Raw genomic sequence first — 23913 nt, forward strand, 5'->3', positions numbered from 1 at the left:
CATTTCCCCCTATTTTTTAAATAATTATTGAATTAACATAACTTGTTTATCTTGTTTTTTCATACTACGTGTAAATGCTGTTACACCTGTTCTAGCAATTTCTTTCAAACCGTATGGACGAAGTAATTCAATTAACGCTTCTACTTTCTCCTGAGTACCTGTTACTTGCACCACTATGGAATCCTTTCCAACGTCTATTACAGCGGCTCGGAACGGTTCAATTAAACTATATAATTCTGCTCTTGCTACAGACGTCGCTACTTTAATAAGTGCAAGTTCTCTAGCAATCATCGCTTCTTCTGTAATATCTGATACTTTCAGTACATCGATTTGCTTATGAAGTTGTTTAATTAACTGCTCAACTTGCTGTTCATTTTCAACGTGTACAACAATCGTCATTCTCGAAATATCCGATGATTCCGTATGACCTACTGAAATACTTTCAATATTAAAATGTCTACGTGTCATAACACCTGTAATTCGATTTAACACACCGCTTTGATTTCGAACTGTCGCTGTTACAATTCGCTTCACCTTTTCTCCACTCCCTCCATTTGGTGAACCCCTTTCCCTGGGGCAACCATCGGCATAACCTTTTCAGATTGAAGTACGCGGCAATCAATTACGACTGGCTCTCTTAATTCAATTGCATACTGTAATTGTTGCTTTGCAAGAAGTGGGTCTTCAATACGAACACCTTTTATGCCATATGCATTGGCAAGTGCGACAAAATCTGGTTGGCATGAAAGTAAGGAGTACGAATATCGCCTATTATAAAATTCCTCTTGCCATTGTCTTACCATCCCTAAAGCTTCATTATTTAAAATAAAAACTTTAACCGGTAAAGAATGCTCTTTTAACACACTAAGTTCTTGCAAGGTCATTTGAAATCCAGCATCACCCACAATTGCAATAACTAGTTCTTCAGGCTTTGCGATTTGTGCACCTATTGCTGCTGGAAACCCAAAGCCCATTGTTCCCAATCCTCCAGAAGTTACCCATCTATCTGGGTTTTTCAATGGATAATATTGAGCTGCCCACATTTGATGTTGCCCAACATCTGTTGTTACAATCGCTTCTCCTTTCGTAATCTCGTATAGCATATCAATTGCATATTGAGGTTTAATACGTTCTGCATGTTCTTTGTAAGAAAGAGGGTATTTTTCTTTTCTACTATTCAATAACGAAAGCCAATCATTGTGATCTACTTCCCCTTCTTTAAAAGTGAGTATAGCTTCTAATGCTTGCTTCGCACTCGCAACAATAGGGATTTCAGTCGGCACATTTTTCCCAATTTCCGCTGGATCAATATCTATATGTGCGACAATCGCTTCTTTAGCAAAATAAGCTAAATTCCCAGTAAGACGATCATCAAATCTTGCACCTATATTAATAAGTAAGTCACATTCATATAACGCCATATTTGCGGTATATGAACCGTGCATTCCTCCCATCCCTAGAAATAGTTCATCGTCTGGCGGAAACCCACCAAGACCAAGTAATGTATGAACAACTGGAATATGATATTTGCGAGCAAAGCTTGTTAATTCTTTCGATGCTTTCGCATGCAATACACCTGCTCCAGCTAAAATTAATGGCTTTTTTGAGACCTCAATCGCTTGTAATAATTTGTTTATTTGTAGTAGATTCGGTTCATAATTAGGCTGGTATCCTGGTAAATCCATTTGTACGTCGCTACATCTCTCGCCTTGCTCTACTACCATATCTTTCGGAAGGTCAATTACGACTGGGCCCGGTCTTCCCGTTCTAGCGATATGAAATGCTTCTTTAATAATTCGGGGTAAATCCGATGCTTTTCGCACTTGATAATTATGTTTTGTCACCGGCATCGTAAGCCCCATAATATCTGCTTCTTGGAAAGCATCACTTCCGATTAACGTTGTTGCTACTTGCCCTGTAAATACAACAAGCGGTAATGAATCAATCATCGCGTCAGCTAGACCAGTAATAACATTTGTAGCACCCGGTCCACTTGTTGCAATTACCACTCCTGGATTCCCTGTAATTCTTGCATATCCTTCAGCAGCATGAATTGCACCTTGCTCATGCCTCGTTAAAATATGCGGAATTTCACAATCATAAAGCGCATCATATAGAGGTAAAACCGCACCACCTGGATACCCGAAAATCACTTCTACTTCTTCCTTTTCTAGCGCTTCTAACAATAGCTGTGCACCAGTTGCCAGTTTCTCTTCCGTTTTTGAAGACATTTTTCTTATAAGCCCCCTTTTTTAAACCATTTATAAAATAAAAAAATCCTACGTCCACACTCCAGCTATGTGCTGAAGGGACGAAAGATTTCGCGGTACCACCCTTCTTCGCAAGATTACTCTTGCCTCAGTGACTCGGGATATGAGTCTAGCTAATAACGGAGCTACCGTCTAAGCCTAAACAAACGCTTCAGCTTAGCACTCAAGGGTGATGTTCGTTGACGTGAACCATCGGTTTCCAGCAACCACCGACTCTCTGTGAGGCTTCACAGTCAACTACTCCTCCCTATCAACGCTTTATCATTTCATAAAGAGCTATTATCCAACTTTATTTTCTTCGTAAATTTTCTCTCCATCTTCTACAACTAATTTACGGAATTCTTCTAATAAACGATTCGTATGTGGCCCTGTTCTCCCTAAACCAATCGTTCTTCCATCTACTGTCGTAACAGCAATTACTTCAGCAGCTGTTCCTGTTAAAAACACTTCATCAGCTACATATACATCGTGCCTTGTAAATAATTCTTCTCTTACGTCATATCCAAGTTTTTCGCCGATTTCTAAAATCGCGTTTCGTGTAATACCTTCTAACGCTCCAGCAGAACTTGGTGGTGTAATTAATTTATTTCCCTTCACAATAAATACGTTATCTCCAGAGCCTTCAGCTACATATCCTTGGTCATTTAACATAAGTGCTTCTTGTACTCCAGCTAATTTCGCCTCAATGCGAACTAAAATATTATTTAAGTAATTTAAAGATTTTACTTGCGGCGATAAAACATCCGGGCGATTACGGCGCGTTGCAACTGTTATAATCGGAATCCCTTTTTCATAATATTCTTGTGGAAATAAAGACAATTGCTCTGCAATAACTACTACATTTGGTTTCGTACAAGAATCGGGATCTAATCCTAAATTCCCAGGTCCTCTTGATACAACGAGGCGGATATATCCATTAGATAGTTTGTTTTGTCGAATCGTTTCAACAACGATTTTCATCGCTTCTTCTAACGTATATGGAATTTCTAACATGATGGATTTCGCTGATTCATATAACCGGACAAGATGCTCTCTCAAACGGAAAACATTACCGCTATATACCCTAATTCCTTCGAACACTCCATCGCCATATAAATAGCCATGATCATATACTGAAACCTTTGCTTCGTCTTTTGGAACAAATTCTCCATTTAAGAAAATCCACTGCTCGTTCACTTGAAAGCGCCCCCTATGTTCTATGAGTTTTTTATTGTTTCCTAGTCTACTCTCCTTTTCAAATAAATCAAGTGAATTTTTAGAAAATTTTTAATTTTTAATCGTACGTACATCTTTGTTTATATTGATTTAATAACATTGTTAACGTTTACAAAAAGTCAAAAAATTTTTTTCGTCAAATTCTACTAAAAAAAATATTTGTTTAAAAGAAGGGTTTTCGCCAATTGATACGAATCTATTGTATTCAATAAACGGACGTCCGATTTTATAAATCCGGGAATATACAACGACTTTTGGTGAAAAAGGGGGAAAATAATAAAAATAACGCTGTCTAAAAATAACATTCATATTTTTCATTTAGTAATCATAATCCTATTTTTAAAAAACAATTTGTCAAATTGAAGGAGGAAATAACAATGGCGTGTGTACAAATTAAAGGAACGAGACAAGAGGTAGTAGAAATGCTACAACTATTTGATCTAATGGATACGAAAGGATTTTGTAAATTCGATAATTACGTTGAAGTAGAACCAAATAGTAGGAAACATAACAACTACACAGCTTCAATCGATATTCAATCTAATAACAGTTCAGCACAAGATACATTAAATGATCAATTCGTTAGTCAAATGCTTACTGGTGTATATAACGACTAAACAAATATTCTCTTCCTACCATCTTTTCATAAATATATGCTATGGACTTGAGCATACTAGCAACTAGATGGTAGGAGGTGAAAATTATGGCTAGAATTGGTGTTGAGAACTCTTTAACAGATGTTCAACAAGCTCTTCAGCAACAAGGACATGAAGTCGTTTCACTTAACTCTGAAAATGATGCTCATGGGTGCGATTGTTGCGTTGTAACCGGGCAAGATTCTAATATGATGGGCATTGCAGATACATCGATAAAAGGATCTGTAATTAAAGCACATGGTTTAACAACAGATGAAATTTGTCAGCAAGTTGAAAACCGCACTTAATCATTTTTATCACATTATTTGCGAGCTAACATTTAACGGGAATGGTCTCACTGATTATAGTTTCAATTTATTTATAGAAAGAGGGCTCCTTTTCAAAAGGAGCCCTCTTTTTTATATTCACCTAACGGGAAAGTAACATATACTGGATGAAAGCCCTACCTCTCTCTCATCATTACGGTTCCACTGACCGCTCCTTGATTCACTAGTATACATATAAAGCTTACATATACAATTTATAGGGTTTGTTCACAAAAGTTGTTGGTAAGACTACCCGATCTTTCGCAAACTTTTCGTATTATATTCATAAGATTTATTTACTTTATACTAGCTTTAACCGAGACACGAATTAAAATTTTAACACCAATACAATAACTTGTCAATATTTTTTACAAATTAAAAACAGACATTAACGGTTTGTCTGTTTTAGAATGGAGCTTTTTCTTTTATTACATATACAACAAAACCGCTTACTAACATACATAAGCCAACTACTAAGTTTTTGATATTAATCATAAATTCCTCTCCCTTATTCCACACATCATATATATTTACAGTTCAATTATTCCGATCATCCTAAAGCGCACTTTTTCTAATATATCATAATTCCTAAAAAATGCAAGTTCACTTGTGACGACTATTCACAAATTTATCCACAGTGCTTGGTACAGTATTTAACGCTTTTTCAATTAAATGTGTACCACTATTGAGATGCAATACTTGTACACCGTTAGAACCAACTACTAAAAAAGCCACTGGGCTAATGGAAACCCCAGCCCCGCTTCCGCCTCCGAATGGATGACTTTGCTTGTTCTCTTTATGCTGCCCTTGTCCGCCGTTATGTTTTTCAGAAATAAAATCCCCTTTAAAGTCACTTCCACCAGCTCCAAAACCAAAAGCCACTTGAGATACTGTTAATACTACATTTCCGTCAGCTGTTGAAACCGGACTTCCAACAATCGTATTTACATCTACCATCTCTTTTAAATTTGTCATTGCTGTTTTCATTAAATTTTCAATTGGATGTTCCATTATGTACTACACCCTTTCCTCATTATTCTTTTTTATACTTTCCAAAATAGAGGAAGTCATACTAAGTTTTCCTATTTTGAAAAAACATTTTTCACTTTCCAATTGGATATTACTCCCTGGACAAGTTCGGATAAAAACAGTAAAGAGAAACATACTACTATTGAACCTTGTTATGAAAGGAGTCTTTACTTTGACTGAGAAATTTGATGAATATAAAAAAAGAGATCGAATAGATAGTGATTATAAAGAAGAATACGCAGCTGAAGTTGCACCACAGCGTATCGATTATGATGATAAAGATAACGATGATGTAAGATCGTCTGCAGCTGGATCGACTGCTGGTTTTATTGCTCTTGCCTTAGCAATATTATCATTATTCACATTCCCAACACTATTTGGTCTTGTGTCTGTTCTACTTGGTATTTACGCTTATAATCGTGGAGCTACTGTAACTGGTGGCACCGCAGCGATTATTGGTGGTATCGCTGCACTTATTGCGATTTTATTCCGAGCGGCGATTATTGGTTTATTGTTCTCTCTTTTTTAAAAAGAAAAAGGTATCTCGCTTCATGCGGGATACCTTATCCTGTAAATACATCTTCTGATGGATATTTAATTTTTTGTTTCGCTGGTCGTGCCAAAGAGAACACAAGTGTTAACGGTCCGATTAATCCACAAAACATAACAAACATAATAATACATTTCCCAAACGCCGATAGCTTCGCAGTAATCCCCATTGTTAACCCTACTGTGCCAAACGCTGAAATTGTCTCAAATAATAACTGAATAAAACTGAAGTCTTCTGTAAGCATTAATACAAATACCGCTGTAAAAATAAGTATTTGACTAGCAACGACAATTGCTAACGCTCTCGTTACTGTCGACATTTTAATCGTACGCTGAAATAAAACAAAATCCTCTTTCTTTCTAAAGAAAGAAAGAACTGATGTAATTAAAATAACAAATGTCGTTAACTTAATTCCACCGCCTGTCGATACACTGCCCGCACCAATAAACATTAATACCATCGTAAATAGTATCGATGACTCTTCCATCCCACCATAATCTACCGTGTTAAAACCGGCTGTACGAGGTGTAATTCCTTGGAAGAACGAAGCCCATAACTTTTCATTTAAAGATAAGTGTCCCAAAGTCTTCACATTATTATATTCCAATACAAAAATCACAATCATCGCAATAACATTAAGTGCTATCGTTCCAACAATCATGATTTTGGAGTGCAGTGATAATTTTCGGAAACTACGGCTATACCATATATCAATTAATACCGTAAATCCTAACCCTCCTATTACAATTAAAGAACAAATCCCAATATTAATAATAGGATCTCCTACATATCTTGTTAAATTATCTGGCCAAAGCGCAAAGCCGGCATTATTATATGACGCAATAACGTGAAAAATACTATAGTATAAACCTTTTCCAAAACCAAACTCTGGAATAAAGCGAATCGATAAAAAGATAACTCCAATTAGCTCAATACAAATAGAAAAAATAAAGACACGTTTCACTAATTTCACAAGACCACCAATATTTGTTTGATTAAATGCTTCTCCAATTAATAATCGGTGACGTAAACCGATTTTTTTACCTAATACCCAAACTATTAAAATGGCAATCGTCATAAGACCGAGACCACCCGTTTGAATTAAAAACATAATAACAATTTCACCAAACATCGTAAACGTACTTGCAGTATCTACAACTCCTAAACCGGTTACAGTCGCTGCCGACGTAGCTGTAAAGAAGGCATCTACCCAACTAATATGTACTTTCGTTGCAAACGGTAACTTTAATAACAATCCTCCGACCACAATTAAACAAAAAAAGCCTAATGCTAAAATTTGTGGTGGATTTAATCGTATAAAGCGATTATACAACCCTTGTTTTTTTGCTACTTCCATATCACTAACTCCCTTTATCAAGTGAAGCTTTTATCCCCTCATAAATAAAGACTCTTTAAGAGCCTACAAGTAGCAGGATAAACCTTATATTCTCATAATATAGTTGAGCATAATCCTTTTTTTCATAGATTTCAACTTTTATTTATATTCAGACTCCTATCGTTTTACAAAAGAATATTTTCTATTATATCTCCACTTATACTATAACTCTTACAACAACTATTTTATCCCTTTTCAAATTCCCATATCTTTCACTCCAAGTTCACACGAGGGTCACATCTACCTTTTATAGTATACGTATCGGAGCTGTTCCTCCCTAATTTATAAGACATTCCCCAGTGTCTTGAACAGCTTTCCATCCCTAATTAAATTGACATAAATTGTCCCCTTCCTTGACCATCCTATATGTGATGGTCTTATTTTTTGTTCTTTCTATCTTTTATTTGAAACTCCCTTTCTCTTTCACTCCATGTTCACATCTAGGTCACATCCACCTTTTATAGTATACGTATCGGAGCTGTTCCTCCCTAATTTATAAGACATTCCCCAGTGTCTTTGAATAGCTTCCATCCCTAATTAAATTGACATAAATTGTCCCCTTCCCTTGACCATCCTATATGTGATGGTCTTATTTTTTTGTTCTTTCTATCTTTTATTTGAAACTCCCTTTCTCTTTCACTCCATGTTCACATCTAGGTCACATCCACCTTTTATAGTATACGTATCGGAGCTATTCCTCCCTAATTTATAAGACATTCCCCAGTGTCTTTGAATAGCTTCCATCCCTAATTAAATTGACATAAATTGTCCCCTTCCCTTGACCATCCTATATGTGATGGTCTTATTTTTTTGTTCTTTCTATCTTTTATTTAAAACTCCCTCTCTCTTTCACTCTATGTTCACATCTAGGTCATATCCACCTTTTATAGTATACGTATTGGAGCTGTTCCTCCCTAATTTATAAGACATTCCCCAGTGTCTTTGGGCAGCTTTCCATCCCTAATTAAATTGACATAAATTGTCCCCTTCCCTAGGCCATCATGTGATGGTCTATTTTATTTTCCAAATACATAATTCAACTCTCTTCGCTTATTTCAGCAATTAGCAATGGTTGTATTAACTGCTGTACTAGCTAGTATCGGTACTGCAGGTGTTGGACTTGTAATTCTTACGATGGTTTTAAATCAAGTAAATCTACCAGTAGAAGGTATTGCTTTAATTATCGGTATCGACCGCATTCTAGACATGTCTAGAATGCGGTCGATACAATTTGCGCAATGATTGTTTCAAAATCAGAAGAAAAATATAATACGGATCAATCTGCAGCATCTTAAATCAAAAAGGAGTGAAAATGTTCACTCCTTTTTTGACTTGCTTCCTTTTTTCGAACGATATTCTTTTCCTTTGTTATCATTACCTGTTTCAAATTCAGCACTAAACTCCTGCTGAAATTGCCCTGATTTCGGTGAACCTTGATTTCCGCTACCTTTACTACCATTACGATTTGTCATATTTCCCCCTCCTTCCTTTATTAGTAGTATGGCGCTCTATCTTTTTTCATACACATTTTATTTTTTATCATCTATTACACACGAAAGAAGACCTTCCGTATATAGGGAAGGTCTTCTTTGTTGTTAAGTAAGCGTTTTCTTGTTTATAACTACTTAAATAAGTTTTTTAGAAATAGATATCATTACATTCATTTCGTCTTCTGAAAGTGAGGAGAATCTTTCTTGTAAATATTTCTTTTTCTCACCTTCCATTTTCGCAACTAACTCTTTCCCTTGTTCTGTAATCTCTAAATATACAACTCGGCGATCTGATGTAGAACGTGAACGAGTTACAAAGCCTTTATTAATTAATTTTTCTGTAACAGCTGTAATATGACTATTCGACACATTTAACTCATTAGCTACACGTGATACCATTTCTTTATTCGTACGGTTCAATATTCTAAGGACAATGAACTCATTCCACGGTATGTAACCACCAAATATTTTTCCAATATCATTACGCAACGTGCGAAACATAGAAAAAACATTTGTCGATAGTTCTTCCATTAATTGCTCTCGATTTTGAGACAACTTTGACAGCCCCTTTTATTTCATTTAGTTAAATAAAAACCTTATTAATAATTTTACATGAAATCTTACTTTTTGTCACCTTATTTTCCCATAATTCGTAGTTTTTTAATATATATTTCATGTTACAATGAAATTGATTTTCCAGAAAAAAGAGTGAATCTAATGGATGAGGAGGAAAAGTTCTCTAATTTTAGCCTAAAAGATAAAACAATTATCATTAGTATTATTTCTCTTTTTCTCATTATATTTTTTGCCTTTATATTCTTTGTATATGTAGGAATCTTTCACATTACAGGTATAGAATACTCATCACGAACAGCTCTACTACTCTTCTTTTTATTTATCCTTTTCTTAGATGGTATTGCCTTCTTTATCTTGATCTTCTTTAAAGCACTGCTATATTCAATGATGACAAACATGCCAAATTGGCTCTCGATTGCCCTTTTCTCAATCATTGAAATTACGCTAGATTGGTTCGTCATTCATACTGCCGATGATTGAATAGATAGCGTACAAATGTCCAACATGGCTGAATTATGCATCGTACTATTCCTGTTCGTCTTAAACAAATTATTAAGCGATAAGAAAGAGTAAGAATACAAGCTTTTCTATATAAAAATTGGTACAATGAAAACAAATCATACTAAAGAGGTGTTAATTATGAATTTACAGCAATGGGCTGATAAAGGTATGTCCTTTGATACATATGTGAATGAAATGAAAGTAAACCAATACGAGCTACTACACATTTACAATAACTTTTTAATTCCAAATGAATTACTTCCTATATTAGAAGAACGCCAAAATGATGGCTGGCGTGTTATCGTATTAACAGCTGATTGGTGCGGCGATGCTCTTTTATGTGTACCTGTTATGAAACGAATTTCTGAAGTTGCAAATATTGATATGAGATTATTAATTCGCGATGAAAACTTAGAATTAATGGATCAATATTTAACAAATGGAACAGCACGTGCGATTCCAATCTTTATTTTCATTGATAAAGATGGAAAGGAACAAGCCGTCTTTGGACCACGCGCTCCAAAAGTACAAGAATTAGTAACTTCAATGCGCGCTACATTACCTGAAAAAGAAGATCCAACATTCGAGGAAAAACAAAAAGAAATGTATGCTAATTTCCGTGCTACATTAGCTGATGATACTTCTCTTTGGGAACATGTAATGGAAAGTATGATTGAAAAAGTAGTAAAATAAAAACCTGCCGAGTTCGGCAGGTTTTTTATTTTACATAATGAAGAAATAGAATACCGCAGCTAAAATGAAACGGTAATAAGCGAACGGTGTTAGTTTTACACGACCTAATAATTTTAAGAATGAAACAATTGCAAGCATCGCAACAACGAATGCTGTAATAAATCCAGTTGCAAATAACGGTATATCAGCTGCACTTAATATATCCCAGCTCTTGATTAAATCTAAGCCACTTGCAGCTACCATCATTGGTACTGCTAAAATGAACGTATATTCAGCTGCTGCTGTATGCGACACGCGAGCTAATAAACCACCACTTATTGTTGATCCAGAACGAGAAAATCCTGGCCAAAGCGCTAAACATTGGAACATTCCGATTGTAAATGCTTGTTTATATGTGATTTCATCTAACGTTCTTGCTGTACTTGGTTTTGAAAACTTCTCAGCAACAATCATTAAAATACCACCAGCTACTAAGCTAATAACAACCGGTCCTGGACCGAATAAAACTTCTTTAATTGCACTATGGAATAATACGCCAAGTATGCCGGCAGGAATCATCCCAATAATAATATGTAATAAATTTAACGATGGGCCATCTGTTACTTTTCCTATACCAACTAAAGACCACAATCTCTTCCAAAATATAACAACAACTGCTAAAATCGATCCCAATTGAATAACAACTTCGAAAACTTTCGCTCTATCGTCGTCAAATCCAAGTAAATGACCTGTTAAAATCATATGTCCTGTTGATGAAACTGGTAAAAACTCTGTTAACCCTTCAACAGCACCCATGATTATTCCAATTAACCAATCAGCCACAAGTAGTGCCTCCTTAATAACGAATATGTAATTTTTTCACACCTTATCATAATACCTTATCCCTTTTCAAAGTGCATCCTTTTTTTATTGATTTCATTTGTTGTATACGCTTATTTCTTTTCTATTTTTTGATTAAATTGTATGATAATAAGAGTTTGTTTTTTACGTTGAAAGGGGATTTTATGAAAGAAACTACTTCATTCTCACAAAAGTTAAAGCAATTTTTATTACTCTTTTTCCCGATTTTTGTAACGCAAATGTCATTATTTGCAATGAGCTTTTTTGATACGACAATGTCAGGACATGCGAGTCCTATTGATTTAGCGGGTGTTGCTATCGGAACAAGTATATGGCTTCCAGTTAGTACCGGATTAACAGGAATTTTAATGGCTACTACTCCTATTGTTGCACAGCTCGTTGGATCAAAGAAAAAGGAGGACGTTCCCCACATTGTCATACAAGCAGTATATTTAGCAATTTGTGCTAGTTTTGTTGTTATCCTTATCGGATTCTTCGCTGTTTCACCTATTTTAAATGGCATGCAATTAGAAGAACCTGTGGAACGTATTGCAGCACAATTTTTAAGTATTATCGCGATTGGAATTATCCCTTTATTTACTTACACCGTCTTACGTGGATTTATTGATGCGTTAGGAAAAACTCGAACAACGATGATTATTACATTACTATCATTACCAATTAACGTAGTATTAAATTACTTATTAATTTTTGGTCACTTTGGCTTTCCAAAACTCGGTGGTGTTGGTGCGGCAATCGCTTCTGCAGCAACATATTGGTGTATTTTAATTATTACCGTCATTATTATTCGTACGAAAGAGCCTTTCGCTTCTTTCAATATCTTTAAACAGTTATACCGCCCTTCCTTTACAAGCTGGAAGGAATTCCTGAAACTTGGCGTCCCTATCGGATTTGCTATCTTTTTTGAGACGAGTATTTTCGCTGCGGTAACACTTATGATGAGTAATTTTAGTACGACAACAATAGCAGCACATCAAGCAGCTATGAACTTTGCTTCCTTGTTATATATGACTCCTTTAAGTTTAGCAATGGCAATGACGATAGCAGTTGGATTTGAAGTTGGAGCAAAACGATACAATAATGCGAAACAATATGGATTTATCGGAATTGGATTAGCTCTTGCTTTCGCTCTTTTATATTCAATCCTTCTTTATTTCTTTGATGATGAAATTGCTTCTATTTATACGACAAATGCAAATGTCCATCATTTAGCAAAAGAATTTCTTATATTCGCGATTTTATTTCAAATTTCAGATGCGATTGCAACTCCAGTACAAGGAGCACTTCGTGGTTATAAAGACGTAAATGTTGCCTTAATTATGACATTAATAGCTTATTGGGTAATAGGTCTACCTCTTGGCTACATATTTGCAACTTATACTGACTGGGCAGCAAAAGGTTATTGGATCGGTCTTATTATCGGTCTAGCATTTGGAGCAATCTTCCTGCTTATCCGTCTCTTTCAAGTACAAAGAAAATATGCATGAAGAAAACAGCCGCTAATGATATAGCGGCTGTTTTCTTCATGCATATTTTTTCTTGTAACGTGTAACATAATGAAAAAGAAAGGTGGATACATATGGACGAAAAACAAAAGAAACAATCATTCGATGAAGAATTCGCCCCTGAAATTTCACCTGGATATCGGCAAGATGTACATAAGCCACCTAAATATAAAAATACTTCTTTTTTAATGGGCATTACCATTTTCGCAGCTGTATTACTCGTGCTCATCATTTTCGTCTATTTTTAAGGAAGGGTGGTCTATTATATGAAGAAACAAGATTCAAATCGTTCAAAAAGAACTGTTAAAACAGAAAAAGGATATGCAGGAGATTCTGTTCATACACTGAAACAAGTTGAGCAAGGAAATTTATACATTGCTCAAAAAGAACTTGGTCAACAAAATGAAAATCTTTAAAGTCCCTCTGCTTCTAGAGGGTTTTTTATTGTACATATTGTTTTTGTTCTAACACCATGAATAAATTATTAACCTTTACAATTTTCATGTCATAATTTAATTTCATTTCACTTCTCTTGCCATTTTCAATACCAGTAACGTACGCTACAGCATGATAGCGAAAACTTTCATCTGTCTCTTCACGTATCTCCTCGTTTGTAAATTTATACTCTAAATCCCGAAAACGATTTGGGTAATAATTTTCTATTAACTGTTCATACCCTCTATTTACAAATATTTCTTCACCTTTTCGTTTCACATCTTCTTTATTATTAAACTCAAACACTGCTAGTTGCGCTGTCACAAAGTGTTCTCCTACCTTTTTCTTTTCTTTATGAGTTAAAGTGTCTATACTTTTGTTCTTTAATTCCTTATTTAACTCGTAGCGATCTATCGGTTTAAAGGTGGCAAAAACCGTCTCTTTATATGACCAAAACAATCCAAAAGTGATACATAGAGAAATGATTACTATTCTTTTCTTCATAATACACCCCGCCCTCCTCCATAATGATAGTTATATTTTAACATATAGAAAGAAAATTCTGATATTATGAAGTGGAATAACCTACCTTTAACTTAGAAACGAGGAACGATTATGGACTCTTACAAACAATATATAAAAGAAGCTCTGCCGGGTCTTTCTATACATTCATATGCGCAAAATGAAGAGGGCTGGGATAATATAGCGGTTATTATAAATGACGAGCTACTGTTTCGTTTTCCGAGAAAACTTGAATATGCAAAGCGAATTCCGTTAGAAAAGGAGCTGTGTACCATTCTTTCTCATTCATTACAAAGAATCGAAATCCCTAAGTATCGCGTATTGTATAATAATAATTGTGATACTGTTCCATTTTGTAGCTATTATCCTCTCATTCATGGTAAACCGTTAAAAACTGAAATAGTTGCCCAGTTAGAGAAAGAAGAACTTGAAGTAATTATTACACAATTAGCCACTTTCCTTGCGGCTTTACATAGTATTCCTTTAAAGCATGTTGCAACGTTAGGATTCCCTATCGAAAAAACACTTACCTACTGGAAAGAACTACACACAAAATTAAATCAATATCTTACTAACAGTCTTACTTCATTACAGAAGTCAGCCTTAAATCGTTTATTCGAAAATTTCTTTGCCTATATAGCTAAATCTACCTTTCAAAATACAATCATTCATGCTGACTTTACACATCATCACATTTTATTTAACAACCTGAACAAAACCATTTCAGGTGTTATCGATTTTGGAGATGCTCAAATTGGCGATCCCGCTTTTGATTTTGCTGGGCTATATTATGATTTCGGTCATGAGTTTACTACATCTGTATATAAACACTACAGTGCACTTGTTTCTCACCGCGATCCATTACTCATTCACCGCATCACTACCTTTTATCAATACAGCCCTTTACTACATAACCTCATTTATAACATTGAAACAAATAACGAAATAGAATTAAACAAGAGTAAAGAACAATTGAAGGCAATATTACAGGGACGAGATTAAATTCTCTCCCTATACTCTCTCTCTTCATACATCATTAACTTTTTATCCATTTCAACAATAACTTTATACAATTGAAACGCCTGTAAAATTTGCAGTTGAATTCCAAAAGGAGCATTCTGTTCTTTTAACCATTGAAATACTTTCGTTTCATCTTTCATTGACTATTCCTCCCCTTATTAAAATCTACTACAAATATACCGTAAATGATGAAAAGCTTTTCATGTCAATAACAAAAAAGGATGCAAAATTGCATCCTTTAATGTATGATTTTTTTCTTCTGCGCCGCTTCTTCCTTTACTTCTTCCTCTTGGCATTCACTACGAAAGGCACAGCTCATGCACTCAGAACGAAAATTACGCTCTGTGTAGTGCTCAGGTTGTTGCAGCATTTCTTTCATTCTAAATAAATCATCCATTCCAGTTATAATATCTTCCTGTTTTGGAATGTACTCATACTTAGTTCCTTCTATTAAATTAATCACTTCGATTTTTCCTGGAAGAATGCCGAAAGCTTTATAACTAAACACAGTCATTAACTTCTGACAAAGAGCTAGCATTTCTTCATTTGCATCAATAACATACTTTTTAATTGTAAATGATTCTGTACTCCACTCACCAACTTCAAATGTCAATGAAATATGAACACCTAACTCTTCCATATATGTTTGAAACTTCTCATATAAAAATAACGGCGGCGCCTGACTCTCATCTCTTTCAACAAACTGTAATAAGTGATCTGTTAGCTTCGCTAAAACAATATAATACTCCGCCTTTGAAGCAAACATATTAACCCTTACTTTTTTCCAATACTTTTCTAAAAGTATTAAAAGAAAAATTTTTGTTTGTTGCCCGGCAGGTACCGTGTAATATTCATTAATAATTTGATTTACAATTATTTGTGCTATTTGTTGCCATTCAAATGAAGATGGTTCTCTTCTTTTTATATGACGGAAATAAAATTTGTGTGGACAACGCATAAAATCATACAAATGGTAATCTGTCATCGTTTTGATTGCGATTTTTTCATGCAATTGCTCTTCATCTCCCTTCTGCCATTAAGAAAGGTGTTTTACAAATTCAGCTCCAAACTGTAAACATTTTTCTACATCTTCATCTTCTGGCGTTAATTCTACTTTCAATCCTTCTAACACAACTACTGCCCCGCGCTCCTGCAGCTTTTCTATTAAAATATCAACCGCTACCCCGTATTTTGGATAACCTGAATCACATGACCCGAATACTGCCGCTTTTTTCCCAGTTAAATCAATAGAATCCATTGCGTCATAAAAATCTAAAAAATCATCCGGAAGATCACCATCTCCCCAAGTATAAGCGCCTAAAATAATACCGTCATATTGCTCTAATATAGAAGCTTCTGGTGAATCCATAATATCAATGACTTCAATTTCATTTTCTGTTTCACGAATTGCACCCGCAATATGATCAGCCATTTCCTCCGTATTTCCACTCATACTTGCAAAAATCATTACTAACTTACTCAACTGAACCTCTCCTTTTACCTTGTATCTCTTTTTCTGTTGGAAGTGTACTCTTCTCATCTACATATTCAGAACGAATTATATTTCGTTGCCATTCAATATGCTTATTAACATCTTTATTTTTTAATTCCCTTCGTAAAAGGTGAAATGTTTTTCTCATTCAGGTTCCTCATCTGTTTCATTGATAACAATTATCAATTTCAATTATACCATTAGATTAATTGAAATTGATTATCAAAGTCAATAACTATTTTTTAAAAAATAGTTAAAATGTACAAGCTTGTCCGTTAGCTATTCATATACTATAAATGAGCATAGTTCTTTCTCAGCCCTCTCTGACGGAAGAAATAAAAGCAACTGCGATAGAGCGCAGTTGCCTTTTTTTATGCTTTATCAGTTTCTAGTAGTCTTATAGTTGTCTCTAAAAATAGTTCCACTCCATTAATTAAAGCCGATTCATCCACATCAAATTTCGGATGATGATGTGGATAACAAGTATCAATATTTTTATTCCCTGTTCCTAATTTAATGAAACAACCAGGTGCTTTTCTTAAATACGCTGAAAAATCTTCTCCTCCCATAGAAGGTTCAAGATACACAATACGCTGATTTCCGAACAATTTTATCGCACTTTTTTCTACTATTTTCGCAATGTACTCATTATTAACAACTGGATCATATCCGTAACGATACGTATATGTATAATCCCCTCCATGTGCTTCTGTAATTCCTTTCACAATTTGCTCAATTTTCTCTTTTGCTTCCTCTCTTAATGCTTGATTAAAAGATCGAACAGTTCCCATTAAAGCTGCTGTGTTTGGAATGATATTATCGGCCATCCCCCCATGAAATTGTGTAACTGACACTACTCTATGCATAAAAGCACTTGTATTTCTTGATACGATATGTTGTAAATTTGTAATAATTTGTGCTCCGATAGCAATAGGATCTATCGTTTCTTCTGGTCGTGCCGCGTGACCACCCTTTCCTAAAATTTCAATTGTAAATACGTCTGGTGCTGCCATCATAGGGCCATATACAATTCCTATCTTCCCACTTTCTAATCCAGACATAACATGCAAACCTACTACATAATCGACGCCGTCCATAACACCGGCCTCCACCATTTCTTGTCCGCCACCGGGATACACTTCCTCTGCGTGCTGAAAGAACAGACGAATTTCGCCTACAAAATCTTCCTTCATATTTGCTATCGTCTCTGCTGTACTTAATAAAATAGCTGCATGTGCATCGTGCCCGCATGCGTGCATTACACCTTTATTAACCGATCCATATGGCTTTAGTGTCTCTTCTTGAATTGGTAATGCGTCTATATCCGCTCGAACAGCAACTACTTTTCCTTTTTTCACGCTCCTTTTAATTGCTAGTACACTATACTTAGTCGGTCTTGTTACTTCAAAATAAGAAAATGAACATAATGTATCATATATAAATTGCGAAGTTTCTTTTTCATGAAACGATAATTCCGGATACTTATGAAAATGCCGTCTCCATTTCATGATATTTTCTTCTGAAATAAAACTCCTCCACTCTCTTTTCATAATAATTACCTCCTTTTAAAAGGCTCTATACCTTGAAACTGTACTAAGTAACCAGTGATTATTAGCCCCCTCCAATTCAGGAATAACAAAACAAATATTATATTTTCATGCCTTCTCACAACCCACTTTTATGTATTCACACAATCCACTTCCTATTTACATGTCAAACCCATTACAAATTCATGCTGAATGTAATATAATTGCTAAGTTAGGGATTTTCTTTTTTAGTATTTAGTGCTAATATCAGAAAAGAGCCTTTTGTCTTATTTTTACCTAAAATGTGGGATTTTGTTTTTTTCACAATAATGTAGGACATGATACCTACAAAGAGCTATTATTTCATTAAGAGAGGGAAAGACATGGAAAGATTAAAAGAGATATGGTCTCAACCACTCACACAATGGGTTGCAAAGACGGTTTATTACCTTGCAATTTTATTTGCATTGCTTTGGTTGTATGGATTCCATGATACAAACACAAGTACATTTATTTACAACGAATTTTAGGGTGGGAACGTTATGAAGTTATTAGAACAAATTGAAAAGTGGGCTGAAGTAACGCCTGATCAAACCGCTTTTGTTTGGCGAGATGCGAAAATTACGTACAAACAATTAAAGGAAGATTCTGATGCGTTAGCACATTGGATTTCTTCTGAGTATCCAGATGATCGTTCACCAATTATGGTTTATGGCCATATGCAACCTGAAATGATTATTAACTTTTTAGGATGTGTAAAAGCTGGACATGCTTACATTCCTGTAGATCTATCTATCCCAGCTGATCGTGTACAACGTATCGCTGAAAATTCTGGTGCGAAATTACTTTTATCAGGAACAGAAGTAACTGTAACTGATTTACCAGTTCGCATTGTAAGTGAAGACAACTTAAAAGATATTTTCTTTACTCATAAAGGGAACATTCCAAATCCTGAACATGCGGTAAAAGGTGATGAGAACTTCTACATTATTTACACATCAGGAAGTACAGGTAATCCGAAAGGGGTTCAGATTACTTATAACTGCCTTGTTAGCTTTACAAAATGGGCTGTAGAAGATTTCAACTTACAAACAGGGCAAGTATTCTTAAACCAAGCACCTTTCTCATTCGATTTATCTGTAATGGATATTTACCCATCATTAGTAACAGGTGGTACACTCTGGGCAATCGATAAAGATATGATTGCACGTCCAAAAGACTTGTTTGCTTCTTTAGAGCAATCGGATATTCAAGTATGGACTTCGACACCATCTTTCGCTGAAATGTGTTTAATGGAAGCATCTTTCTCTGAGAATATGCTACCAAACATGAAAACATTCTTATTCTGCGGTGAAGTGTTACCAAATGAAGTGGCTAGAAAATTAATTGAGCGTTTCCCGAAAGCAACAATTATGAATACGTACGGTCCAACAGAGGCTACTGTTGCTGTAACAGGTATTCACGTTACAGAAGAAGTGCTTGATCAATACAAATCACTTCCAGTTGGCTACTGTAAATCAGACTGTCGCCTTCTTATTATGAAAGAAGATGGTACAATTGCATCTGACGGTGAAAAAGGTGAAATCGTAATTGTCGGTCCAAGTGTAAGCGTTGGATATTTAGGAAGTCCTGAATTAACAGAAAAAGCATTTACTATGATTGACGGTGAGCGTGCCTATAAAACAGGCGATGCTGGCTATGTAGAAAATGGTCTTCTATTCTATCATGGTCGTCTTGATTTCCAAATTAAGCTTCATGGTTATCGAATGGAATTAGAAGAAATTGAGCATCATCTTCGTGCGTGTTCTTACGTAGAAGGAGCAGTTATTGTTCCAATTAAAAAAGGTGAGAAATACGATTATTTATTAGCGGTTGTTGTTCCTGGAGAACATTCGTTTGAAAAAGAATTCAAATTAACATCTGCAATTAAAAAAGAACTCAATGAGCGATTACCGAACTACATGATTCCACGTAAATTCATGTATCAATCTTCTATTCCGATGACACCAAATGGAAAGGTAGATCGCAAAAAATTATTGAGTGAGGTTACAGCATGACCGCATATGGATCATTTTATTTTTTCGCTATAGTAGGCATTTTATTAATACCTACTATCATAGCTGGATTAAAAGGTAAAATGTTGCGTAAATATAATGCCGTTTTAACATTAGTAATGCTCGTTATTATCTTCTCTGATAAACCGAAGCAAGCAATGATGTTAGCAGCATTTATTATTTGGCAATACGCCCTTATTAAAGGCTATTTATTATTAAGAAAACAAAATAATAGTACATTCACGTTTTGTATAGCTGTTATTTTATCGATTTTACCGCTTATTTTGGCGAAAATCGCACCGTTTGTACCTGAGCTAAAGTTTGTTGTATTTTTAGGAATGTCCTATGTAACATTTAGAGCAGTACAAATGGTATTTGAAGTTCGTGATAACTTAATTAAAGAACTTTCCTTCTTTAATTTTTGGGAATTCATTTTATTCTTCCCGGCTATCTCAACGGGACCTATCGATCGTTACCGCAGATTCCAAAAAGATATTCAAAAGCCACCTAGTGCAGAAGAATATCAAAACTTACTATATACAGGGCTAAACCGTATTTTCCAAGGTTTCTTGTATAAATTTATTATTGCTTACTTAATAAAGCAATATTTTATGGATCCGGCATTCGCTCAGCAAGATACAATCCTATCAAATATGATTTACATGTATAGCTATAGCTTATATTTATTCTTTGACTTTGCTGGTTATAGCTCATTTGTAATTGGTGTAAGTTATATGATGGGAATTAAAATTCCAGAAAACTTTAATAAACCATTCATTAGTCGTAACATTAAAGACTTCTGGAATCGCTGGCACATGACCTTATCATTCTGGTTCCGTGACTTTATTTACATGCGTTTCGTCTTTTTTGCAACGAAGAAAAAGTTAATTAAAAACCGTTACACAATTTCGTATATCGGTGCATTTTTAAACTTTTTCATCATGGGAATATGGCATATTACTGGTGAGCATGTGTATCAATACATTATTTATGGTCTTTATCACGCTGCCTTGTTTATCTTTTTCGATATTTTCGAACGAAAAAACAAGAAGCATAAGTTTTGGCCAAATAATAAATTTACGCATGTCCTTGCGATTGTAATTACGTTCCACGTTGTATGTTTCGGTTTCCTGATCTTCTCTGGACACCTTAACAGATACTTTTAATGCACCCTTCTTATACTATTAAGAAGTTGCACATATAATATATTTCGGATATAAAGGAGATTTTAAAAATGGCAGAATTCAAAGAGCAAGTATTAGATATTTTAGAAGAAGTATGTGAAAACGATATTGTGAAAGAAAACTTAGATGTTCAATTATTTGAAGAAGGTATTCTTGATTCTTTCGCTGTAGTATCTTTATTAGTAGAATTCCAAGAGCGTTTAGAGATTGAAGTTTCTATTTCTGATTTTGACCGCGATGAGTGGGCTACACCAAATATGGTTATTAAAAAGTTAGAAGAAATCCGATGAACAAAGTAAAATTTGGTCCGATGCTTTTAGCATTGGCCCTTTTTGCTATATTCTTACTTATTCCTACGCGCTTCCTACTCCCACTTTTAAGTGATGAGAAAGTAGAACAAGCTGCGACTTCTTTAAAAGAAGAAAAGATTCAAAGTATGATTTTACAGCAAAAGATGTTAGCAGACCCGAAATATCTTCCGATGTACGGTTCATCGGAATTCGCACGTATGGATGCTTTCCATCCATCGAATTATTTCAAAGTAAAGCCTGAAGGATTCACACCATTCCTACTTGGGCGCGGCGGAACACAAGACCTTGTACATGTATTAAACTTCGCATCTACAATGGATCAATTGAAAGATAAGAAAATGATATTCGTTCTTTCTCCGCAATGGTTTGTACCACAAGGTATTGATGAGACACACTTTGCACCTAACTTTTCAAAACAACAAGGTTACCACTTCATTTTCAACGATGATTTAAAACCTGAAATGAAAAAACAAATTGCAAAACGCTTATTAAACTTTGAGATTGTTAAAAAAGAAACTTTATTAAAAATTTCGCTTGAAGGTATCGCCTACGATGATACAAAGTATAAAGTAAAAGCACTTGCTGCTAAACCTTTCGCTTATATTTATCGTAACATTCTAGATCGTAAAGATTTATTTACAGTTATGTTTAATATTAAGCCGCATAAAGAAAAGCTTGATCCATCATTGAAACAAATGAACTGGGAAGAAGCTCGTAAGCATGCTGATCAAACAGGTGCCGTAGAATCAGGCTCTAACGAATATGGTATCGAAGATGATTACTTCAATAGCAAAATTAAGAAGAAATTAAAGCAACGTGAAGGTTACTTAAAAAATGATGCTTATGACCAATCACCAGAATATGAAGATTTACAAATTGTACTTGATTTATTAAAACAATCTGGTGCAAAACCGCTCTTCATTTCTGTTCCTGTAAAAGGTCCTTGGTATGATTACGCTGGCTTCTCGAAAGAAAAACGCGAATTATACTACAATAAAGTTCATGAGCAAATTAAACAAGCTGGTTATCCAATTGCTGATTTCTCAAATCATGAATATGATAAGTACTTCTTAAAAGATCATATGCACTTAGGTTGGAAAGGCTGGGTTTACATCGACGAAGCTATCCAACAATTTTATAAAGCAAACTAACGAAAAGACCGCTTGAATTATTCAAGTGGTCTTTTTCTATATACATCTTGTAATTGTTCAATTACGTTCTCCGCTTCTTTCATGACACGTTTCACTACGTGCTGAGCTGATTCCGTTCGTGCTAATGATGATGCTTGTCCCGCCCAAAGCGACATATACTCTTCCTTATTTTGCTTCGCTGCTTCTTGACGTATTTTTGAAGTTAATACGTTTTGCACTGGATACATCGGTAAATTCTCTTCTCTTCCTTCATGTTTCTCTATAAATTCATTACGAATACCCCGTGCATATTTCCCGGAAAACGCACGGGTTACCGTTGTACTCGTATCTGTACTATGTAAAATCGCATCTTTATACACGTCATGCGTAATACTTTCTTCACTCGTTAAAAAGGCTGATCCCATTTGAACAGCTTCTGCCCCTAACGCAAATGCCGCAACAAGCCCTTGCCCATTCATTACACCACCTGCTGCAACAATCGGGATATGAGGTACTTCCGCTACTAATTGCGGGATTAATGCAAATGTACCAATCATCGCATCTTGTTCTTTCCCAATAAACGTTCCTCTATGCCCTCCTGCCTCGCTACCTTGCCCGACGATAATATCTACCCCTAACTTAGCAAGTGCTTTCGCTTCCGCTACATGGGTAGCTGTTCCGATAACTTTTATCCCTTCCTTTTTCAAATCATCTATTTCTTCTTTTTCTAACGTTTGAAATACAAAACTAACGACTGGTACCTTTTCCTCTAATAATACTTGTAATTGTTCTTTATAGCTTTTTGGAAGTTTTAAAGTCTTTTCTTCCTCTATACCTAATTCTCTATTCACTCCACTAATTAATACTTTCGCCTCGTTTACCTTCTCTTCTTCTATCTGTATCTCTTTCGTTAAAAGTAAATTAACACCGAAAGGCTTATTTGTTAGTTCCCTTATTTTATAAATCGCTTCACGGATTTGTTCTGGGCTCATATACCCTGCTCCAAGCGTACCTAATCCTCCGCTATTACTCACAGCTGCAACAAGTTCTGGCGTTGTAATCGCTCCTGCCATACCTGCTTGAATGATCGGATACTTAATTTGTAATATATCTATTACTCGGCTTGTAAACATCATTTTCCCTCCTACTTTCCCTATACCTTCTTTATATGACATGCTTTCCCCTTCTTTTA

Annotated in this window: 30 protein-coding genes, 2 pseudogenes and 1 other annotated feature; of the genes and pseudogenes, 15 read left to right on the top strand and 17 right to left on the bottom strand. The window is 35.1% G+C overall.

Annotated elements, in window-relative coordinates; all coding sequences use genetic code 11:
* Positions 1-24: 24 nt before the first annotated feature.
* From ilvN to ACE38F_RS20935, 4 genes are all read right to left on the bottom strand, one after another.
* Positions 25-534, bottom strand: a complete 510-nt coding sequence (ilvN, locus tag ACE38F_RS20920; protein ID WP_000822948.1) for an acetolactate synthase small subunit — start codon at positions 532-534, stop codon at positions 25-27.
* The gene (gene ilvB, locus ACE38F_RS20925; protein WP_341307299.1) at positions 531-2231 is read right to left on the bottom strand and encodes an acetolactate synthase large subunit; all 1701 of its coding nucleotides are present in this window, start codon (positions 2229-2231) and stop codon (positions 531-533) included. The genes ilvN and ilvB overlap by 4 nt, the downstream gene beginning before the upstream one ends.
* Positions 2232-2304: 73 nt before the next feature.
* Positions 2305-2533, bottom strand: a binding site (T-box leader).
* A 16-nt stretch (positions 2534-2549) separates the two neighbouring features.
* Positions 2550-3446, bottom strand: coding sequence for a branched-chain-amino-acid transaminase (gene ilvE / locus ACE38F_RS20930; protein WP_002030649.1), 897 nt, complete (start codon positions 3444-3446; stop codon positions 2550-2552).
* A 141-nt stretch (positions 3447-3587) separates the two neighbouring features.
* Positions 3588-3803 carry a hypothetical protein gene (locus ACE38F_RS20935; protein ID WP_341307300.1) on the bottom strand — a complete coding sequence of 72 codons (216 nt, stop codon included), beginning with the start codon at positions 3801-3803 and terminating at the stop codon, positions 3588-3590.
* A 59-nt stretch (positions 3804-3862) separates the two neighbouring features.
* Between ACE38F_RS20935 and ACE38F_RS20940 the strand changes: the two genes are divergently transcribed.
* Together ACE38F_RS20940 and ACE38F_RS20945 are read left to right on the top strand one after the other, a co-directional pair.
* On the top strand, positions 3863-4102 hold the full coding sequence (locus ACE38F_RS20940) for a DUF3911 family protein (protein WP_002011724.1): 240 nt from the start codon (positions 3863-3865) through the stop codon (positions 4100-4102).
* 86 nt (positions 4103-4188) lie between these two features.
* Positions 4189-4428 (top strand): YkuS family protein, encoded by a 240-nt coding sequence (locus ACE38F_RS20945; RefSeq protein WP_002011725.1) that lies wholly within the window; start codon positions 4189-4191, stop codon positions 4426-4428.
* Between the two features lie 423 nt (positions 4429-4851).
* Here the strand turns inward: ACE38F_RS20945 and ACE38F_RS20950 are convergent, their stop codons facing one another.
* Complete coding sequence (locus ACE38F_RS20950) at positions 4852-4941, bottom strand: hypothetical protein (protein WP_000608225.1); 90 nt, start codon at positions 4939-4941, stop codon at positions 4852-4854.
* A gap of 108 nt (positions 4942-5049) precedes the next feature.
* The gene (ytfJ, locus tag ACE38F_RS20955) at positions 5050-5457 is read right to left on the bottom strand and encodes a GerW family sporulation protein (RefSeq protein ID WP_375369822.1); all 408 of its coding nucleotides are present in this window, start codon (positions 5455-5457) and stop codon (positions 5050-5052) included.
* Between the two features lie 172 nt (positions 5458-5629).
* Between ytfJ and ACE38F_RS20960 the strand changes: the two genes are divergently transcribed.
* Positions 5630-6004: an imidazole glycerol phosphate synthase gene (locus tag ACE38F_RS20960; RefSeq protein ID WP_375369931.1), complete on the top strand. Its 375-nt coding sequence runs from the start codon at positions 5630-5632 to the stop codon at positions 6002-6004.
* 34 nt (positions 6005-6038) lie between these two features.
* Here ACE38F_RS20960 and ACE38F_RS20965 read toward each other — a convergent pair whose 3' ends face one another.
* Positions 6039-7382, bottom strand: coding sequence for a TrkH family potassium uptake protein (locus ACE38F_RS20965; RefSeq protein WP_002140965.1), 1344 nt, complete (start codon positions 7380-7382; stop codon positions 6039-6041).
* A 1098-nt stretch (positions 7383-8480) separates the two neighbouring features.
* Here ACE38F_RS20965 and ACE38F_RS20970 point away from each other — a divergent pair.
* Positions 8481-8716 (top strand): annotated as a pseudogene (locus ACE38F_RS20970) (cation:dicarboxylate symporter family transporter); the annotation flags it as partial.
* Between the two features lie 21 nt (positions 8717-8737).
* On the opposite strand, the gene ACE38F_RS20975 reads toward ACE38F_RS20970, so the two are convergent.
* Both ACE38F_RS20975 and ACE38F_RS20980 read right to left on the bottom strand, forming a co-directional pair.
* Complete coding sequence (locus tag ACE38F_RS20975; RefSeq protein WP_000184931.1) at positions 8738-8893, bottom strand: hypothetical protein; 156 nt, start codon at positions 8891-8893, stop codon at positions 8738-8740.
* Positions 8894-9046: 153 nt separating this feature from the next.
* Entirely contained in the window at positions 9047-9466 is a 420-nt protein-coding gene (locus tag ACE38F_RS20980) for a MarR family winged helix-turn-helix transcriptional regulator (RefSeq protein WP_375369823.1), read from the bottom strand.
* Positions 9467-9628: 162 nt separating this feature from the next.
* Here ACE38F_RS20980 and ACE38F_RS20985 point away from each other — a divergent pair.
* Positions 9629-10060, top strand: a pseudogene (locus ACE38F_RS20985) (regulatory YrvL family protein).
* A 33-nt stretch (positions 10061-10093) separates the two neighbouring features.
* A complete protein-coding gene (locus ACE38F_RS20990) occupies positions 10094-10681 on the top strand; it encodes a thioredoxin family protein (RefSeq protein ID WP_215555699.1) in 588 nt (195 codons plus the stop codon).
* Between the two features lie 30 nt (positions 10682-10711).
* Here the strand turns inward: ACE38F_RS20990 and uppP are convergent, their stop codons facing one another.
* A complete protein-coding gene (gene uppP / locus ACE38F_RS20995; RefSeq protein ID WP_341307303.1) occupies positions 10712-11503 on the bottom strand; it encodes a bacitracin resistance undecaprenyl-diphosphatase in 792 nt (263 codons plus the stop codon).
* A gap of 182 nt (positions 11504-11685) precedes the next feature.
* On the opposite strand from uppP, the gene ACE38F_RS21000 reads away from it, so the two are divergent.
* The 3 genes from ACE38F_RS21000 to ACE38F_RS21010 all read left to right on the top strand — a co-directional run bounded on the left by ACE38F_RS21000 (position 11686) and on the right by ACE38F_RS21010 (position 13463).
* On the top strand, positions 11686-13029 hold the full coding sequence (locus ACE38F_RS21000; RefSeq protein WP_375369824.1) for an MATE family efflux transporter: 1344 nt from the start codon (positions 11686-11688) through the stop codon (positions 13027-13029).
* Positions 13030-13121: 92 nt separating this feature from the next.
* Positions 13122-13295, top strand: a complete 174-nt coding sequence (locus ACE38F_RS21005; protein ID WP_000343684.1) for a hypothetical protein — start codon at positions 13122-13124, stop codon at positions 13293-13295.
* 18 nt (positions 13296-13313) lie between these two features.
* Positions 13314-13463 carry a hypothetical protein gene (locus tag ACE38F_RS21010; protein WP_000743737.1) on the top strand — a complete coding sequence of 50 codons (150 nt, stop codon included), beginning with the start codon at positions 13314-13316 and terminating at the stop codon, positions 13461-13463.
* 25 nt (positions 13464-13488) lie between these two features.
* On the opposite strand, the gene ACE38F_RS21015 is transcribed toward ACE38F_RS21010, so the two are convergent.
* A complete protein-coding gene (locus ACE38F_RS21015) occupies positions 13489-13986 on the bottom strand; it encodes a biotin transporter BioY (RefSeq protein ID WP_375369825.1) in 498 nt (165 codons plus the stop codon).
* A 111-nt stretch (positions 13987-14097) separates the two neighbouring features.
* Here ACE38F_RS21015 and ACE38F_RS21020 point away from each other — a divergent pair, with 111 nt between their 5' ends.
* Positions 14098-15006 (top strand): aminoglycoside phosphotransferase family protein, encoded by a 909-nt coding sequence (locus ACE38F_RS21020; protein ID WP_375369826.1) that lies wholly within the window; start codon positions 14098-14100, stop codon positions 15004-15006.
* Here the strand turns inward: ACE38F_RS21020 and ACE38F_RS21025 are convergent.
* The 5 genes from ACE38F_RS21025 to ACE38F_RS21045 form a co-directional block, all read right to left on the bottom strand.
* Complete coding sequence (locus ACE38F_RS21025; RefSeq protein WP_002149564.1) at positions 15003-15164, bottom strand: hypothetical protein; 162 nt, start codon at positions 15162-15164, stop codon at positions 15003-15005. The two genes, ACE38F_RS21020 and ACE38F_RS21025, sit on opposite strands and share 4 nt — an antisense overlap.
* A 98-nt stretch (positions 15165-15262) precedes the next feature.
* Positions 15263-16036: a hypothetical protein gene (locus ACE38F_RS21030; protein WP_375369827.1), complete on the bottom strand. Its 774-nt coding sequence runs from the start codon at positions 16034-16036 to the stop codon at positions 15263-15265.
* Positions 16037-16060: 24 nt separating this feature from the next.
* Entirely contained in the window at positions 16061-16507 is a 447-nt protein-coding gene (locus ACE38F_RS21035; protein WP_375369828.1) for a flavodoxin, read from the bottom strand.
* On the bottom strand, positions 16500-16664 hold the full coding sequence (locus tag ACE38F_RS21040; RefSeq protein ID WP_215555692.1) for a hypothetical protein: 165 nt from the start codon (positions 16662-16664) through the stop codon (positions 16500-16502). The genes ACE38F_RS21035 and ACE38F_RS21040 overlap by 8 nt, the downstream gene beginning before the upstream one ends.
* 223 nt (positions 16665-16887) lie before the next feature.
* The gene (locus ACE38F_RS21045) at positions 16888-18066 is read right to left on the bottom strand and encodes an amidohydrolase (RefSeq protein WP_375369829.1); all 1179 of its coding nucleotides are present in this window, start codon (positions 18064-18066) and stop codon (positions 16888-16890) included.
* Positions 18067-18425: 359 nt separating this feature from the next.
* On the opposite strand from ACE38F_RS21045, the gene ACE38F_RS21050 reads away from it, so the two are divergent.
* From ACE38F_RS21050 to dltD, 5 genes are all read left to right on the top strand, one after another.
* On the top strand, positions 18426-18572 hold the full coding sequence (locus ACE38F_RS21050; RefSeq protein ID WP_002011626.1) for a teichoic acid D-Ala incorporation-associated protein DltX: 147 nt from the start codon (positions 18426-18428) through the stop codon (positions 18570-18572).
* 12 nt (positions 18573-18584) lie between these two features.
* Complete coding sequence (gene dltA / locus ACE38F_RS21055; protein WP_375369830.1) at positions 18585-20099, top strand: D-alanine--poly(phosphoribitol) ligase subunit DltA; 1515 nt, start codon at positions 18585-18587, stop codon at positions 20097-20099.
* Positions 20096-21262 (top strand): D-alanyl-lipoteichoic acid biosynthesis protein DltB, encoded by a 1167-nt coding sequence (gene dltB / locus ACE38F_RS21060; protein ID WP_375369831.1) that lies wholly within the window; start codon positions 20096-20098, stop codon positions 21260-21262. The genes dltA and dltB overlap by 4 nt, the downstream gene beginning before the upstream one ends.
* Positions 21263-21330: 68 nt before the next feature.
* Positions 21331-21570: a D-alanine--poly(phosphoribitol) ligase subunit DltC gene (gene dltC / locus ACE38F_RS21065; RefSeq protein WP_002011622.1), complete on the top strand. Its 240-nt coding sequence runs from the start codon at positions 21331-21333 to the stop codon at positions 21568-21570.
* Positions 21567-22742 carry a D-alanyl-lipoteichoic acid biosynthesis protein DltD gene (gene dltD / locus ACE38F_RS21070; protein WP_375369832.1) on the top strand — a complete coding sequence of 392 codons (1176 nt, stop codon included), beginning with the start codon at positions 21567-21569 and terminating at the stop codon, positions 22740-22742. The genes dltC and dltD overlap by 4 nt, the downstream gene beginning before the upstream one ends.
* Positions 22743-22759: 17 nt before the next feature.
* Here the strand turns inward: dltD and ACE38F_RS21075 are convergent, their stop codons facing one another.
* Positions 22760-23896, bottom strand: a complete 1137-nt coding sequence (locus tag ACE38F_RS21075) for an NAD(P)H-dependent flavin oxidoreductase (protein ID WP_375369833.1) — start codon at positions 23894-23896, stop codon at positions 22760-22762.
* Between the last annotated feature and the right edge of the window lie 17 nt (positions 23897-23913).

The organism is Bacillus altaicus (assembly GCF_042136375.2).
Taxonomy (GTDB): Bacteria; Bacillota; Bacilli; order Bacillales; family Bacillaceae_G; genus Bacillus_A; species Bacillus_A cereus_U.

Coding starts and splice junctions, on each gene's coding strand:
- ACE38F_RS20950 (WP_000608225.1), bottom strand. CDS start 4,941: ATGATTAATATCAAAAACTTAGTAGTTGGCTTATGTATGTTAGTAAGC.
- dltB (WP_375369831.1), top strand. CDS start 20,096: ATGACCGCATATGGATCATTTTATTTTTTCGCTATAGTAGGCATTTTA.
- ACE38F_RS21050 (WP_002011626.1), top strand. CDS start 18,426: ATGGAAAGATTAAAAGAGATATGGTCTCAACCACTCACACAATGGGTT.
- ACE38F_RS20990 (WP_215555699.1), top strand. CDS start 10,094: ATGAAAACAAATCATACTAAAGAGGTGTTAATTATGAATTTACAGCAA.
- ACE38F_RS20960 (WP_375369931.1), top strand. CDS start 5,630: ATGAAAGGAGTCTTTACTTTGACTGAGAAATTTGATGAATATAAAAAA.
- ACE38F_RS20940 (WP_002011724.1), top strand. CDS start 3,863: ATGGCGTGTGTACAAATTAAAGGAACGAGACAAGAGGTAGTAGAAATG.
- ilvB (WP_341307299.1), bottom strand. CDS start 2,231: ATGTCTTCAAAAACGGAAGAGAAACTGGCAACTGGTGCACAGCTATTG.
- ACE38F_RS21075 (WP_375369833.1), bottom strand. CDS start 23,896: ATGTCATATAAAGAAGGTATAGGGAAAGTAGGAGGGAAAATGATGTTT.
- ACE38F_RS21040 (WP_215555692.1), bottom strand. CDS start 16,664: ATGAGAAAAACATTTCACCTTTTACGAAGGGAATTAAAAAATAAAGAT.
- dltA (WP_375369830.1), top strand. CDS start 18,585: ATGAAGTTATTAGAACAAATTGAAAAGTGGGCTGAAGTAACGCCTGAT.
- dltC (WP_002011622.1), top strand. CDS start 21,331: ATGGCAGAATTCAAAGAGCAAGTATTAGATATTTTAGAAGAAGTATGT.
- ACE38F_RS20965 (WP_002140965.1), bottom strand. CDS start 7,382: ATGGAAGTAGCAAAAAAACAAGGGTTGTATAATCGCTTTATACGATTA.
- ACE38F_RS21000 (WP_375369824.1), top strand. CDS start 11,686: ATGAAAGAAACTACTTCATTCTCACAAAAGTTAAAGCAATTTTTATTA.
- ACE38F_RS20945 (WP_002011725.1), top strand. CDS start 4,189: ATGGCTAGAATTGGTGTTGAGAACTCTTTAACAGATGTTCAACAAGCT.
- ACE38F_RS21045 (WP_375369829.1), bottom strand. CDS start 18,066: ATGAAAAGAGAGTGGAGGAGTTTTATTTCAGAAGAAAATATCATGAAA.
- ytfJ (WP_375369822.1), bottom strand. CDS start 5,457: ATGGAACATCCAATTGAAAATTTAATGAAAACAGCAATGACAAATTTA.
- ACE38F_RS21005 (WP_000343684.1), top strand. CDS start 13,122: ATGGACGAAAAACAAAAGAAACAATCATTCGATGAAGAATTCGCCCCT.
- ACE38F_RS21015 (WP_375369825.1), bottom strand. CDS start 13,986: ATGAAGAAAAGAATAGTAATCATTTCTCTATGTATCACTTTTGGATTG.
- dltD (WP_375369832.1), top strand. CDS start 21,567: ATGAACAAAGTAAAATTTGGTCCGATGCTTTTAGCATTGGCCCTTTTT.
- ACE38F_RS21020 (WP_375369826.1), top strand. CDS start 14,098: ATGGACTCTTACAAACAATATATAAAAGAAGCTCTGCCGGGTCTTTCT.
- ACE38F_RS21010 (WP_000743737.1), top strand. CDS start 13,314: ATGAAGAAACAAGATTCAAATCGTTCAAAAAGAACTGTTAAAACAGAA.
- ACE38F_RS20935 (WP_341307300.1), bottom strand. CDS start 3,803: ATGAAAAATATGAATGTTATTTTTAGACAGCGTTATTTTTATTATTTT.
- ACE38F_RS20975 (WP_000184931.1), bottom strand. CDS start 8,893: ATGACAAATCGTAATGGTAGTAAAGGTAGCGGAAATCAAGGTTCACCG.
- ACE38F_RS21025 (WP_002149564.1), bottom strand. CDS start 15,164: ATGAAAGATGAAACGAAAGTATTTCAATGGTTAAAAGAACAGAATGCT.